Annotated in this window: 12 protein-coding genes and 2 tRNA genes; 11 read left to right on the plus strand and 3 right to left on the minus strand. The window is 74.2% G+C overall.

What is annotated here, in order from left to right; genetic code table 11:
• Positions 1-138: 138 nt before the first annotated feature.
• Positions 139-1362: an ROK family transcriptional regulator gene (locus tag AB0910_RS19465; RefSeq protein ID WP_366745855.1), complete on the minus strand. Its 1224-nt coding sequence runs from the start codon at positions 1360-1362 to the stop codon at positions 139-141.
• Positions 1363-1528: 166 nt separating this feature from the next.
• On the opposite strand from AB0910_RS19465, the gene AB0910_RS19470 reads away from it, so the two are divergent.
• The 6 genes from AB0910_RS19470 (at position 1529) to AB0910_RS19495 (ending at position 9681) form a co-directional block, all read left to right on the plus strand.
• Positions 1529-2392, plus strand: a complete 864-nt coding sequence (locus AB0910_RS19470) for a substrate-binding domain-containing protein (protein ID WP_366745857.1) — start codon at positions 1529-1531, stop codon at positions 2390-2392.
• A gap of 89 nt (positions 2393-2481) precedes the next feature.
• The gene (locus AB0910_RS19475; protein WP_366745859.1) at positions 2482-3792 is read left to right on the plus strand and encodes an extracellular solute-binding protein; all 1311 of its coding nucleotides are present in this window, start codon (positions 2482-2484) and stop codon (positions 3790-3792) included.
• An 8-nt stretch (positions 3793-3800) separates the two neighbouring features.
• Positions 3801-4790 (plus strand): sugar ABC transporter permease, encoded by a 990-nt coding sequence (locus AB0910_RS19480; RefSeq protein WP_366745860.1) that lies wholly within the window; start codon positions 3801-3803, stop codon positions 4788-4790.
• A 77-nt stretch (positions 4791-4867) separates the two neighbouring features.
• Positions 4868-5656, plus strand: coding sequence for a carbohydrate ABC transporter permease (locus tag AB0910_RS19485; RefSeq protein ID WP_366745912.1), 789 nt, complete (start codon positions 4868-4870; stop codon positions 5654-5656).
• On the plus strand, positions 5653-8244 hold the full coding sequence (locus tag AB0910_RS19490) for a glycoside hydrolase family 2 TIM barrel-domain containing protein (protein WP_366745861.1): 2592 nt from the start codon (positions 5653-5655) through the stop codon (positions 8242-8244). The genes AB0910_RS19485 and AB0910_RS19490 overlap by 4 nt, the downstream gene beginning before the upstream one ends.
• Before the next feature lie 222 nt (positions 8245-8466).
• Positions 8467-9681, plus strand: coding sequence for a GDSL-type esterase/lipase family protein (locus AB0910_RS19495; protein WP_366745862.1), 1215 nt, complete (start codon positions 8467-8469; stop codon positions 9679-9681).
• A 383-nt stretch (positions 9682-10064) separates the two neighbouring features.
• Here AB0910_RS19495 and AB0910_RS19500 read toward each other — a convergent pair whose 3' ends face one another.
• Together AB0910_RS19500 and AB0910_RS19505 are read right to left on the minus strand one after the other, a co-directional pair.
• Entirely contained in the window at positions 10065-10724 is a 660-nt protein-coding gene (locus AB0910_RS19500) for an SDR family oxidoreductase (RefSeq protein ID WP_366745863.1), read from the minus strand.
• A gap of 65 nt (positions 10725-10789) precedes the next feature.
• Positions 10790-12019 carry an amidohydrolase family protein gene (locus AB0910_RS19505; RefSeq protein WP_366745864.1) on the minus strand — a complete coding sequence of 410 codons (1230 nt, stop codon included), beginning with the start codon at positions 12017-12019 and terminating at the stop codon, positions 10790-10792.
• Positions 12020-12325: 306 nt separating this feature from the next.
• Between AB0910_RS19505 and AB0910_RS19510 the strand changes: the two genes are divergently transcribed.
• The 5 genes from AB0910_RS19510 (at position 12326) to AB0910_RS19530 (ending at position 13861) form a co-directional block, all read left to right on the plus strand.
• A tRNA-Thr gene (locus AB0910_RS19510) sits at positions 12326-12398 on the plus strand.
• A 47-nt stretch (positions 12399-12445) separates the two neighbouring features.
• A tRNA-Met gene (locus tag AB0910_RS19515) sits at positions 12446-12518 on the plus strand.
• Between the two features lie 93 nt (positions 12519-12611).
• Positions 12612-12776 (plus strand): 50S ribosomal protein L33, encoded by a 165-nt coding sequence (gene rpmG, locus AB0910_RS19520; RefSeq protein ID WP_018385553.1) that lies wholly within the window; start codon positions 12612-12614, stop codon positions 12774-12776.
• Positions 12777-12966: 190 nt separating this feature from the next.
• Positions 12967-13428: a MaoC family dehydratase N-terminal domain-containing protein gene (locus AB0910_RS19525; RefSeq protein WP_366745865.1), complete on the plus strand. Its 462-nt coding sequence runs from the start codon at positions 12967-12969 to the stop codon at positions 13426-13428.
• Positions 13429-13432: 4 nt separating this feature from the next.
• Positions 13433-13861, plus strand: a complete 429-nt coding sequence (locus AB0910_RS19530) for a MaoC family dehydratase (protein ID WP_366745866.1) — start codon at positions 13433-13435, stop codon at positions 13859-13861.
• Positions 13862-13938: the final 77 nt, after the last annotated feature.

Consider the following 13938-nt stretch of genomic DNA (forward strand, 5'->3'; position numbering starts at 1 on the left):
GCGTTCTGCGCCAACAGTCCGCGCGGCCCGAGCACCGTACCGGCGCCCCGCGCCCGCTTCAAGAGCCGTGACAACCACCGCTGTTGAGCGGGTGTCCGGCGGTCTCCCACGGAGCGGCGCGGCGCACCGCGGGCGGGCTCACCCGGCCCGCGCCGCCACCAGGGGGCCGTGGCCGGGCGCGACGGAGCCCTGGAGGACCAGGGCGGCGCCCCCGATCGCCGCGGAGTCGCGCGGGTTGCTGGAGAGGCCGACATCGACGGCGTGCACCTCGCGGGTACAGGCGCGCTCGCCCAGCCGGCGGCGGATCGCCGCCACATAGAGGGAGCCGGCCACCGCGAATCCGGGACCCGCCAGCACCAGGGTGTCCAGGTCCCACAGGTTCACCAGGGTCAGGGCGCCGTCGGCGAGCAGGTCCGCGGCCTCGTCGAGCAGCGCCCGCGCGTCCTCGTCCCCGTAGACCGCAGCGCGGGCGAGCACGTCGAACGCCCGATCGGCGGGGTCGTCGGGGCGGATCCGCAGGCGGTCGGCGAGGCCCGGCACGGTGCGGGCCCGGGCGGCGAGCACGTGCGGGGCCGCGTACTGTTCGAGGCAGCCGCGGTTCCCGCACGGGCAGGGCTCGCCGTCGCGCACCACCGCCACATGGCCCACCTTGCCCGCGTTCGAGCTGGCGCCCCGGTGCAGGGAGCCGTCGAGCACCACGCCCGAGCCGATCCCCGCGTTCATGTACAGGCAGCCGAAGGTGCGCTCCCGGGAGACCTGCCGACCCCAGAACTCGCCGACCGTGGCCGCCGATGCGTCGCTGTCGACCAGCACCGGCACGGCGAGCCGCTCGCTCAGCTCCCTGGCCAGGCCCTGCTCGGCAGGCCGGCGGCCGGGGGCCAGGAAGTCACCGCGTACGACGTCCACGGGGCCCGGCCCGACCACAGCCATCCCTGCCACGCTCCGTGGCGGCAGCCCGAGCCCGCGGGTGACGTCCCGGTAGAGGTCGGCGAGCGCGTCCGTCAGATCGGCGGGGCCGGTGCCCGCGGGGGCCGCGACCAGCTGGCGGCCGACCGTGCCGCCGCGGGTGTCGGTCACCACGCAGGTCAGCGTGGAGTCGCCCAGGTGGATGCCGACGCCGTACGCCGCCCGGGAGTTGATCACCAGCAGGGTGCGGGGCTTGCCGCGGGTGGCCACCGTGTCACCCGTCTCGCGCACCACACCGTCGTCGATCAGCCGCCGCACGATGTTGGAGATCGTCGGCTGGGTGAGCCCGGTGGCCTTGACCAGCTCGACCCGGCTGATCGGCCCCGACGAGCGGATGAGGTCGACCACGAGCGCCCGGCTGCCGGGGCCCGCGGCCGCAGACTCCCTTCGGGCCACCCTCGTCCACCTCTTCTCCCGCCGTACGCTGTCGCACGGCTACGGTACGAACACGAGGTTAGACGAGTCCGAGGAGACCGCCGGCGCAGGGACGACGGCCGGCGCCCGCTCCGCACGGACGGCGGCCGGGCGGCCCGCGCCCGGCGGGCGGGAGCAGGAGGGCACCATGACGGCGGCACCGACCGGGCCGGCGGGAGGCCCGCGGCAGGGCGTCCCCGTCGGCCTCGCCCTCGTACGCGACGCGGAAGTGCTGGGCGCCGAGCCCTTCTTCCACGAGCTGATCGCCGGAATGGAACGCCGGCTCGTGCCGCTCGGTGTGCCGGTGCTGCTGCAGGTGGTGGCCACCGTGGCGCAGGCGGGCGAGCGGATGCGGGCCTGGGTGCGGCACGGCCAGGTGCAGGGCGCGATCCTCATCGACCTGCTGCCGGGCGACGAACGGGTGGCGCTGGTCAAGGAGTTGAGCCTGCCGTGCGTCGTGGTCGGGGATCCGGTGACGGCCGGCGGGCTGCCCGCGGTATGGGCGCAGGACGACATCGCCATGTGCGACGTGGTCGCCGAGCTCGTCGCCGCGGGCCACACTCACCTCGGGCATGTTGCGGGGCCCGCGCAGATGGCGCACACCATCATCCGGCGCCGCACTTTCGAGGCGGTGGCCGCAGAGCAGGGCGTGCGCACCACGCTGTTCGACGGTGACTACTCCGAGGCCGCGGGCGTACGGGCGATCGGCGCGCTGGCGGCGCTGCCCGAGCGGCCCACCGCGCTGGTCTTCGACAACGACGTCATGGCGCTCGGCGCCCAGCACGAAGCGCGGCGGCGCGCCATCGCCGTCCCCGACGCGCTCTCGTTGGTCGCGTGGGACGACTCGGCGCTGTGCCAGCTGGCCGAGCCGCCGCTCAGTGCGGTCGGCCACGACGTGCAGGAACTCGGGGAGCTCGCGGGCGCCACGCTGGCCGAGGTGCTGGCCGGTGCGCCGGCGCGCCCGCGCACGGTGACGGTGCCGCCGGCTCGGCTCGTGCTGCGAGGTCTTTAATAGATTACTAATCTTTCTTATTGACGTGGCTGGTGGCGTCCTGGACGCTGTGAGGCGCACGCCTGCAGCCGAGTTGAAGGAAGACCTCCATGGACCATCGCCGCAGACCCCGGGCAGCCCGCACCGTGGCCGCATGCGTCGTCGGCGCCCTCGCCCTCACCCTGGCCGCCTGCGGCACCGGCGGCGCCGGCGGCCGGGCGGGCGGCGGCAACTCCCTCGACGTCGTCACCCGCTGGTCGGCGGGGAACTCGGCCGCCGCAGCGCAGAAGCGCGCCTTCGCCGCCTACACCGACGCCACCGGTGTCACGGTGCAGGCGACCGACGGCCTGGAGACCATCGACGACCAGGTGGAGAACGCCGTCGCCGCGGGGAAGTCCCCCGACGTCGTCATCGTCAACCTCTACGACAAGACGCTCGGCTGGCTCGACAGCGGCGTCACCGTGCCCGTCGACACCTATCTGAAGCAGTGGGGCCTCGCGGGCAGGATCAAGCCCGAGGCGCTGGACGAGTGGCGGGTCGGCGGCGTGCGTGGCGGCGCACTCCAGGGGCTGCCGTTCTCCGGGTTCAGCTGGCCCGTCTGGTACAACACCGACCTGCTGAAGCGGGCCGGGGTCAAGGCGATCCCCACCACCACCGACCAACTCATCGACGCTGCGCACAAGTTGCGTGCCAAGGGCATCCAGCCGCTGACCGTCGGCGGGAACGACTGGACAGGCCAGAAGCTCTTTTACCAGATAGCGCAGTCCTACACCGCCGCCGGGGCCATGGAGAAGGTCATGCGGAAGGGCGGCTACTGCGCGACGCCCTCCGTGCTCAAGGGCATCGGTCTTTTCACCCGGCTGCGTGACGCCGGGGTCTTCACCGACAACGCCGCCGGGCTCGTCGCCGACGGCATGTACGCCTCCTACTACTCAGGCAAGGCGGCGATGATGTCGGCCGGCTCCTGGGCCTACACCGAGGCCGCCGCCTCCGGCACCGGCATCCAGCGGCACACCACCCTGGCGGGGCTGCCGCTGCCGAGGGGGTCCGTCTTCGCCAAGCCGACCGCGTTCCAGGGCTTCACCGGCGTCGGCTTCATGATCACCAAGCACGGCGCGCAGCCCGACCGTATCGACAAGGTGCGGCGCTTCGTCACCCGCTTCTACACCCACGCCACCGTCGGCGACTTCGTCAAGGACGCGAGCATCCTGCCCCCGACCGGCGGCGACTTCGCCTCCTACGCCAAGGACCCGCTGCTGGCCCAGTCGTTGCGCCTCGACGGGACGGTGGACCACGCGGTGGTGCCCGACGTGTGGATCGGCTCCGCATCCGACCGGATCACCCAGGTACTGACCAGCGCCTACGGCAAGTCCTCCGCGCGGCAGATCTGTTCCGGCCTCGACGACGCCACCGAGGGCTGAGCCGCGCGATGTCCCTGACCACCACACAGGACGCACCGCCTGGCACCGCGGCCCCCGCCCCCGCGGGGCGCCGCGGGCCGGCCCGGCGCGGCAGCCTCGACTCCCCCCGGCTGCTGTGGCTCACGGTCCCCTCCCTCGTCTGGTTCGCGGTGTTCTCCGCGGGACCGCTGGTGGCGATGTTCGTCATCGCCACCCTGCGCTGGAAGGGGCTCATCTACGACCCGGCCTTCGTCGGCACGGAGAACCTCCGCCGCGTCGCCGCCGACCCGCTGTTCCACGACGCCGTGCGCAACAGCCTCGTCCAGGTCGCGGTCGTCATCCCGCTGATGATTCCGCTGGCCTTCATGCTCGGCTACCACCTGAGCACCAGGCCGCGCGGCTACCGCGTGCTGTCGGTGCTGTACTTCTCGCCCGGCCTGATCTCGATCTCCGTCACCGGGATGGTCTTCTACGGCATGCTCGCGCCCGAGGGCGGCGCCAACGGCCTGCTGCGTGCGGTCGGTCTCGACGCGCTGGCCACCCCGTGGCTCGCCGACCCGGCCACCGCCCTGCCCAGCGTGATGGCGATCGACCTGTGGCGCGGGGTGGGCTGGACCGCGGTGCTGTTCGCCGCGCGCCTCGCGAGCCTGCCCGCCGAGGTCGTCGAGGCCGCGAGGATCGACGGCGCCGGGCGTTTCCGCATCATGTGGCGTATCGCCTTCCCCATGGTCAAGGAGTACGTCCGCACCCTGACGATGCTCCAGTTCCTGTGGACGCTCTTCACCTCGGCCGCGCTGGTCCTGCTGCTCACCAAGGGCGGCCCCGGCACCTCGTCCACCACGCTGTCGTACCTCGTCTACGAGAAGGCGTTCTCGCAGAGCGACCTCGGCTACAGCCAGGTCGTCGGCGTGGTGCTGCTCGTGCTCGGCGTCGCGGGGATGGCGCTGATCAGGACCGTACTGCGCGACCGCGACCGTGCCCCTTCCGGCCGGCGCGCAGCCGCGGGGAGGAGCCGGTGACCGCCCCTGCGGCGAGGCCGCCCCGCCGCCGTCCCCCGCGCCCCTTCCGCCGCGGCGGCGCACCCGTCGCAGGCGCGCTGTCCTGGCTGTACGCGCTGCTGCTCGCCGCGCCGCTGTACTACCTGGCGGTCAGCGCCTTCAAGACCAACATCGAGATCTTCACCCGGCCGTTCGCGCTGCCCAGGCACTGGCTGTGGCACAACTTCTCCACCGCGTGGCAGACGGCGGCTCTCGGGCAGGCCCTGCTCGACTCGCTGCTGATCTCGGTGGTCGCCGTCGCGCTGACCCTGGTCCTCGCGGTGCCCGCCGCCTACGCCCTGGCCCGCCAGGACGGGCGGCTCGCCCGCCTGGTCGCCGGAGCCTTCTCCGCCGGGTTCCTGATCCCGCCGTTCGCCGCGCTGATCCCCACCGTCGTGCTCGCGATCAAGCTCGACCTGTTCTACACCCGCGAGTTCCAGATGCTGTTCCTGCCGGCGAGCGCCCTGCCGCTTTCGGTGCTGCTGCTCGTCCAGTTCATGCGGACCGTCCCGCGCGCCCTGGTCGAGTCGGCCTCACTCGACGGCGCGGGCAACCTGCGCCTGCTGGTCAGCGTGTTCGTGCCCGTCTCCCTGCCCGGCATCGTCAGCGTGACGATCCTGCAACTCCTCACCTTCTGGAACGAGTACCTGTTCTCGCTGACCATCACCGGCACCGCTCCCCAGATCCGCACCGTCCAAGTGGCCCTGCCGACGCTCGTCTCCGACGCCACCGACTTCGGGGTGCTCACCGCGGGCACCGTACTCACCCTGCTGCCCGTCTACTTCGCCTACTCGCTCGCCAGCCGCCGTATGCAGGAAGCCCTCACCGCAGGAGCGGTCAAAGGATGACACTGACCACGCAGCCGACCACCCCGACCGTCCGCCGCCGCGACCTCGGCGGCACATGGGAACTCACCTGGACCGGCGGCCCGCCCGACGCGCCGTGCGCCGTGCGCACCGCGGCCGTCCCCGCCCGGGTGCCGGGCGATGTGCACACCGCGCTGATGGCCGGGGGTCTGCTCGCCGACCCCGACGTGGGCCTCGGCGAGTACGCCCAGACCTGGGTCGGCCACTCCCGGTGGACCTACCGGCGCCACTTCACCTGGCAGCCGGTCCCCGGCAGCCGCACCGAACTCGTCGCCGACGGCCTCGACACGATCGCCGAGGTGTATGTCAACGGCCTGCACGTCGGCTCGGGCCGCGACCAGCACCTGGCCTACCGCTGGCCGGTGGACGAGGCGCTGCGGCCGGGCGGGAACGTGGTCGAGGTGCGCTTCGCCTCCGCCTGGGAGGCTGCCCGCGCCCACGAGCGTGCCCACGGCCCGTTGCCGAGTCCCTACGACGAGCCCTACGCCCATGTGCGCAAGACGGCCGCCAACTTCGGCTGGGACTGGGGCCCGCACTTCGTCACCGCCGGGATCTGGCGGGGCATCCGCCTGGAGACCTGGCTCGGGCGCATCGACCACGTGCGCCCGCTCGTCCGGCTCGCCGCGGGACACCACGAGGCCGTCGTCACCGCGCACGTGCGGGCGCACGCCCCCGCCGGCGCCCGGGTGCGTGTCACCCTGACCGACCCCGCGGGGCGTCCCGCCGGCACGGGGACGGGTGCGGTGGCGGGCGACGAGGCGGTGCTCGCCCTCACCGTGGCCGACCCCGACCTGTGGTGGCCGGTCGGCCTCGGCGAGCAGCCCCGCTACACGCTGCGGGCCGAACTCCTGCACAACGAAGGGGTGCTGGACACCACCGAGGCCCGCTTCGGGGTGCGCTCCGTGGCGCTTGACGAGACGCCGGACGCGGCAGGGCGCCGCTTCGCGCTGGTGGTCAACGGCCGTACGGTCCGGGTGCGCGGCTACAACTGGATCCCCGACGACACCCTGCCGAGCCGCGCCACGCCCGAGCGGGCCGTGCGGCGGATCGAGCAGGCCCTCGCCGGCAACGCCAACCTCCTACGGGTGTGGGGCGGCGGCCACTTCGCGACCGAGGAGTTCCTCGACGCCTGCGACGAGCGCGGCATGCTGGTCTGGCACGACTTCCTCTTCGCGTGCGCCGCCTACTGCGAGGACGACGAGACCCGCGCGCTCGTCACGGCGGAGGCCGAGCAGGCGGTGGCCCGGATGGCGCGCCACCCGAGCCTGGTGCTGTGGTGCGGCGGCAACGAGACGGTGCTCGGGCACCGCCACTGGGGCTGGGCCGACCAGCTCGGCGAGCGCGGCTGGGGCGCCGCCTACTACCTGGACGTGCTGCCGAGCGTGCTCGCCCGGCTCGACCCCACCCGCCCCTACCTGCCCAATTCGCCCTGGTCCTGCACCCTGGAGCGCGACCCCGCGGCCGACTCGCACGGGCCGAGCCACCTGTGGGACGCCTGGAACGAGGGCGACTGGGTGCACTACCGCGACCACGACCCGTCGTTCGTCGCGGAGATGGGCTGGTGCGGACCGGCCGCCTGGAGCACCCTTGAGCGGGTGCTCGACGGCGAGACGCCAGGCCCCGGATCGCCGCTGACCCGCCACCACCTGCGGGCCATCGACGGACTGCACAAGCTCTCCCGGGGGCTGCAGCCGCACCTGCCCGCCCCCGCCGACGGCCCCGACTGGCACTTCGCCACCCAGCTGGTGCAGGCGCGCGCGGTGGCGGCCGGTGTGGAGTGGCTGCGCTCGCGCGAGCGCTGCGCAGGGGCTGTGGTGTGGCAGCTCAACGACTGCTGGCCGGCGATCAGTTGGTCGGCGGTGGACGCCGCGGGCCTGGAGAAGCCGCTCTGGTACGCGCTGCGGCGGGCGTTCGCCCCGCGGCTCGCGACCGTGCAGCCGGTGCGGCCCGGCCCGGTGCACGACCCTGCGGGCGACGCGGGCCTCGTCCTCGTCCTCGCCGACGACACGGCGGAGGACTGGCAGGCCGATGTCCTCGTCCGGCGCATCGCGCTCGACGGCCGCGAACTGGCCCGCGTCCGGCTGCTGTCGGACTGCCCGGCCGGCGGGCTGCGGAGACTGCCGCTCGACCCGGCGGTCGCCGCGCCAGGGGACCCGCGGGCCGAACTGCTCGTGGTGGACGCGGCCGACGGCGCCCCCGAGGCCGGGGGCGCCGTCGGCGCACGCCGGAGCGTGTGGGCCTACAGGACCGACCGCGAGCTGACGGCTCACGCGCCCGAGCGCCAAGTCGAACTCGCCGTCGTAGAAGGGGCGTTGGAGGTTACAGTGACTGCTGTGCGGCTGCTGCGGGACGTGTGCGTGTTCGCCGACCGGCTCGCAGGACCTGCCGGTGTCGCGCCGCACGAACTCGCCGTCGACGACGCGCTCGTCACCCTTCTGCCGGGGGAGTCCCGCACCTTCCGCGTCACCCGGCGCGACGGCGGCGCGCTGCCGGAAGGTGCGGCGGACGCGGTGGCGGCGGCCGGGGTCCTCGGCCTCGCGGTGCGCTCCGCCGGTGAGTTGGCGCAGTGACACGCCCCCCGCCGCCGCGCCCCGGCGCCCGGCTCCCGTGCCCCGGCACCGGGGTCCGGCGCCGGACCATACCCAACCTTTGCCGGGCGGGTTCAACCGATCGAGGCGCGGTTCCGTAATCCCAGTGGCACACCCCGATCCCCGTGAAACATTCCGGCGGCCCACCGTCCGTACGGAACAGCTCAGTTCAGGTCAGAACCGTCCGAGGAAAGGAAGCACCACATGCGCAAGGCTCTGAGCAGACTGCTGCCCCCGCTGCTCCTCCCGCTGGGGCTGGTCGCGCCGCTTGCGGCCGCAGCCCCCGCGGCCGCAGCCCCCGCCGCCGCGCCGCACGCCGCGGCCCCTGCCGACACCGCCTTCACGGCCTCCTGGGGCACGGCGATGCAGTCGGCAGGCCCCACGTTCGCCCAGCAGACGCTCCGCCAGATCGTGCACACCACGATCGGCGGCACCAGCGCCCGCATCCACCTGTCGAACGCCTTCGGCACGGCACCGGTGACGCTCTCCGACGTCCACCTCGCCCGGCCGGGCGCGAACGGCGCCGTCGACACCTCGACCGACCACACCCTCACCTTCGGCGGCTCGGGCTCGGTGACGATCCCCGCGGGCGGCAGCGCCGTCAGCGACGCCGCCGCCTTCGCCGTGCCGTCCGACGCCGACCTCGCCGTCAGCTTCTACGTCCCGCAGAGCGCGACGTCCACCTGGCACCAGACGGCGAACGTCACCAACTTCGTCGCGCCGGGCGACCAGAGCGGCGCCGCCGTGCTCAGCGGCACGCAGACGAACACCAACACCAGCTTCCTGGCCGGGCTCGACGTGCAGAACGCGGCCTCGACCGGTGCGGTGGTCGCCTTCGGCGCCTCCATCACCGACGCGATCTCCTCCAGCTTCGGCGCGTACCACCGCTGGCCCGACCTCTACTCCGACCGGCTGCTCGCCGGCGGGCGCACGGTCGGCGTGGTCAACGAGGGCATCTCGGGCAACGGCCTGATCTTCGACGGCGGCGGCCAGAAGGCCACCACACGCTTCCAGCGCGACGTGCTCGACCAGGCGAACGTGAAGTCCGTCATCTTCGGCGACGACGTGATCAACGACCTGCTCAACTCCAACCCGCCCACCCTCGCGCAGATCCAGTCCGCGCTCGGCCAACTGGCCGGTGCGGCCCACGCGCAGGGCGTACGGTTCCTGTGCTCGACGCTCACCCCGTTCAAGGGCACCACCGGGTGGACGCAGAGCAGGGAGGACGTGCGGGAGGCGTACAACGCGTACCTGAGCACCGCGTCGAGCGGCTGCGACGCGGTGAACGACGTCGACGCCGCCACCCACGACCCGGCGGACCCGCAGTCCTACCTGCCCGCGTACGACTCGGGCGACCACCTCCACCCCAACGACGCGGGCATGCAGGCGATCGCGGACGCGATGCCGCTGACCGTGTAGGGGGGGGCGGCCGCCACCGCCACCGCGACCCGTACCGACGCGGCGCCCGGCCGCCCCGTCACTCTCCGAGGGCGCCGACATCGTCGAGCCGCTCGCCGCCTCGCCCCGGGGCCCCGGCTTCGGCATGCTCACCGACCGCTTCGGTGTCACCCGGGTCCTTGGCGTCGAACCCCCGCACACGGCCTGAACCCCCGAACGACAACCGGCCCCCGGACGCACCCGCCCGGGGGCCGATCCCCCAGCCGCCTCACCGCAGCCGCCCCGCCGGGGCGGTCCTGCCACAGGCCCCTCGCCTCAGCCGCCCCGCCGCGCCTCAGCCACCCCGCTGCAGGGGTCCCGCCGCAGCCGCCCCGCCGCAGGGGTCCCGCCGCAGGCGCGCCGCCTCAGGCGTCCTGCCCCGCCGCGTGCACGGCGTCGGTCACCGGTACCGAGCCGCCGATCAGCTCCAGCGTGCGGCCCGCCGTCTCCGGGGACCGCACAAGATCGGCGAGCACGGCGGCGACGTCGTCGCGCGGTACCGGGCCGCGGCCCGTCTTCTCCGCCAGGTTCACCAGGCCCGTACCTGCGTCGTCCGTCAGCGCGCCGGGCCGCAGCACCGTCCAGTCGAGCGCGGACCTGGACCGTACGGCGTCGTCGGCCGCGCCCTTCGCCCGCAGATACGCGTCGAAGACGCCGTCGCCCTCGTGGCCGGAGTCCGCGTTGATCGACGAGACGATCACATAGCGCCGCACGCCCGCGCGCTCGGCGGCGTCCGCGAGCAGCACGGCGGCGGCCCGGTCGACCGTCTCCTTGCGCTCCACCGTGCTGCCGGGCCCTGCACCCGCCGCGAACACCACGGCGTCGGCGCCCCGCACGGCGTCCGCCACCTCGTCGACCGACGCCGACTCCAGGTCGAGCACCACCGGTTCGGCGCCCGCTGCCCGCAGGTCGTCCGCCTGCTCCCGCCTGCGGATGATGCCCGCCGCCTCGTCACCGCGCGCGGCGAGCAACCGCTCAAGCCGCAACGCGATCTGACCGTGTCCTCCTGCGATGACAATGCGCATGGACACGACCGTACGTCGGCGCGGCGCGCGAGGCACCCGCACCGGGGCGCCCGGCGGCCGCCGCCTCAGCCGGGGCGGCCCTGCCGGGGCAGCGCGGCCCCCGCGCCGCCGTCCGAGTCGCAGTACTCGCGCACCGCGCTGGTGCGCGCCACCACCCGCCCGCGGTGCACCACGATCCTGCTGTACGCCTGCGACAGCACCCCGGCGAGCCCGTCGCCGCGCACGGCGAGCAGCTCGGCGGGGAACCCCGCCTCGATCCGCACCTCGGGCAGCCCCATCGCCGCCCGCGCCGCCGCGCTCACCGCCTCGTACGCCGCGGCGGGCGGCAGGCCGCCCTGCGCGGCCAGCAGATAGGCGGCCTCCAGCGGGTCGCCGCGCCCGACCGGGTTCCACGCGTCGCGCAGCGCGCCGCCGCCCGCGGCGAGGCGTACCCCCGCGGCGCGCAGCGGCTCCACCGGGGCCGGGCCGCGCACCCCGGCCTCCCCGCAGCCGCCCTGCGGCAGGCAGACCACGCTCACCCCGGCCGCGGCGAGCGCCCCGGCGACCCGCTCGGCGGCCTGTCGCGGCAGCCGGGCGAGCCCGGCGCACGGCCCCATGCTCACGCCCGGCCGCAGGCCGCCCGCCATCGCCGCGATACGGGTGAGGCGCGCGGGGTCGGCCGCGTCGGTGTGCAGGTCGACGGGGAGGCCGTGCTCGGCGGCGAGCCCGAGCACGGCCTCGACGTAGCCGGCCGGGTCAGGGTCGAGGTCGGGGCGGCCGCCCACCGCGTCGGCGCCCATCTTCAGCGCGTCGCGCAGCACGGCAAGACCGTCGGCGCCCGCCACCCCGGTCAGCGGCCCCGGCACCGCGACGGTGGTGATCTCGCACAGCCCGCGCAGCGAGCGCCTGGCCTGGAGCACCGCCTCGATACGGGTCAGCCCGTGTGCGCCGCCGACCCGAACGTGCGAGCGCAGCGCTGTCGCGCCGTGGCCGAGCTGGGTCAGCGCCGCCTCCGTCGCGCGCCGCCGCACGTCGCGCACCGAGCACTCGGCGGGCGGCCCCTCCGCGCTCAGCGCGGTGTCGCCGTGCGCGTGCGGCTCGGCGGGAGCGGGCAGCAGCAGATAGCCGGACAGGTCGATCACAGCGCCGCCGGCGCCGCGCGCGCCGAGGCATCCGGCGGTGCCGACCGCCTCGATCCGGCCGCCGCCGAGCCGCACGTCGACGGTCCTGCCGTCGGCGAGCCGCGCACCGGAGAGGACCAGCGCGGCGGTGTCGTCGGTGGCACCGCCGGACGGCTGCGGCCGGCTGTCGGGCATCGCGCTCCTGCTGTTCGTACGGGCCGGACCGCGCGCTGTTCGTACGGCCGGACCGCGCGCGCCGCCCCTGCCGGGCGGCCGCTGCGCCCGGGCGGGCGGCAAGATCACGCGGCGTGGGTCGAGCCTAGGACGGGCCGGGCACGCCCCGGCGGAGGAGCGCAATAGTCGTACCGGTGGAGCCTGCGTGCCGTACCCGCCCGTGGGGCCCGTGCGACGGGCGGGGCGAAGGGTCCGCAAGGCCCTCGGCGTGGGCATGAAAACGGATTTGGGCGAACCGCGACCGAGCGTGTAATGTCTTCATCGCTCGCCCCAATAGCTCAGTCGGTAGAGCGTCTCCATGGTAAGGAGAAGGTCTACGGTTCGATTCCGTATTGGGGCTCTGGTGTTCGGTGATCCTCGCCTTCGGGCGAGGAGATCCTGCATCGCAGCGGTGTAGCTCAGTCGGTAGAGCAAGCGGCTCATAATCGCTGTGTCACCGGTTCAAGTCCGGTCACCGCTACTGACAGTAGCCGATTGCGGGGTCGGTCCTCCAGTCGGCTACTCTTCTTTGTGCAAAACCTGATTATCCATCCGTTCGTCAAGGAGCACTCACGTGGCTGCCACAGACGTCCGCCCGAAGATCACGCTGGCCTGCGTGGAGTGCAAGGAGCGGAACTACATCACCAAGAAGAACCGGCGCAACAACCCGGATCGTCTTGAGCTGAAGAAGCACTGCCCGCGCTGCAAGGCGCACACGGCGCACCGCGAGACGCGCTGATCGAAGCTCGACCGCGAGGCCGCCCCTCTCAGAGGGGCGGCCTCGCGTCGTCTGGGGCGCCCGCGCCGGACGGGAGAGCGGCCCCGGCCGGGACCGGGGCGGGCCGCGGGCGCCGTAGGCGGCCCGCGGGACACGGCCCGCCGGCCGCGGGGGCCGGGGGCGAGAGACACCAGGAAGGGGGCGGCGCCGCATGGCGCTCGACCAGTCCTTTGTGGGGCGGAGCTACCCGCCCACCGCGCCGTACGAGGTCGGCCGGGAGAAGATCCGCGAGTTCGCCGAGGCGATCGGCGACGCGACGGCGGCGTACACCGACCCGGAGGCCGCGAAGGCGCTCGGGCACCCGGACGTGATCGCCCCGCCGACCTTCGTGTTCGCCGTCACCTTCAGGGCGGCCGGCGAGGTCATCACCGACCCGCTGCTCGGCCTCGACTACAGCAGGGTCGTGCACGGCAGCCAGAAGTTCGCGTACAACAGGCCGGTGCGCGCGGGCGACCGGCTCACTGTGACCTCCACGATCGAGGCGATCACCACCCGCGCGGGCAGCGACTTCGTCGACCTGCGCGGCGAGGTGCACGACGAGGGCGGCGAGCATGTCGCGACGGCGTGGATGAAGCTGGTGGCGCGGGCCGCCGACGACGCGGCGGAGGCGTGAGGACATGACGGCGACGATCGGTTACGACGAGGTCGAGGTCGGCACGGAGCTGCCGCCCGGCACGTTCCCCGTCACCCGCGACACCCTCGTGCGGTACGCGGGCGCCTCGGGCGACTTCAACCCGATCCACTGGAACGAGCGGTTCGCCAAGGAGGTCGGGCTGCCCGACGTGATCGCGCACGGCATGTTCACCATGGCCGAGGCGGTCCGCGTGGTCACCGACTGGGCCGGAGACCCGGGGGCGGTCGTCGAGTACGGCGTCCGCTTCACCAAGCCCGTGGTCGTGCCGAACGACGACAAGGGTGCGGTCGTCGAGGTCACCGCCAAGGTCGCGGAGAAGCTCGGGGACCGGCAGGTGCGTGTCGACATCGCGGCGACCAGCGCGGGGCAGAAGGTGCTCGGCCTGGCCCGCGCCGTGGTCCGGCTGGCCTGACGGGGGCGTGCGCGGCCGGCACCCGCCGGCCGCGCCCCCGCGCAGCCCCGGGGCCGCTGCGAAAACCGCGGCCCCGA

It is taken from the genome of Streptomyces sp. NPDC047002 (genome assembly GCF_040704505.1).
Classification (GTDB): domain Bacteria; phylum Actinomycetota; class Actinomycetes; order Streptomycetales; family Streptomycetaceae; genus Streptomyces.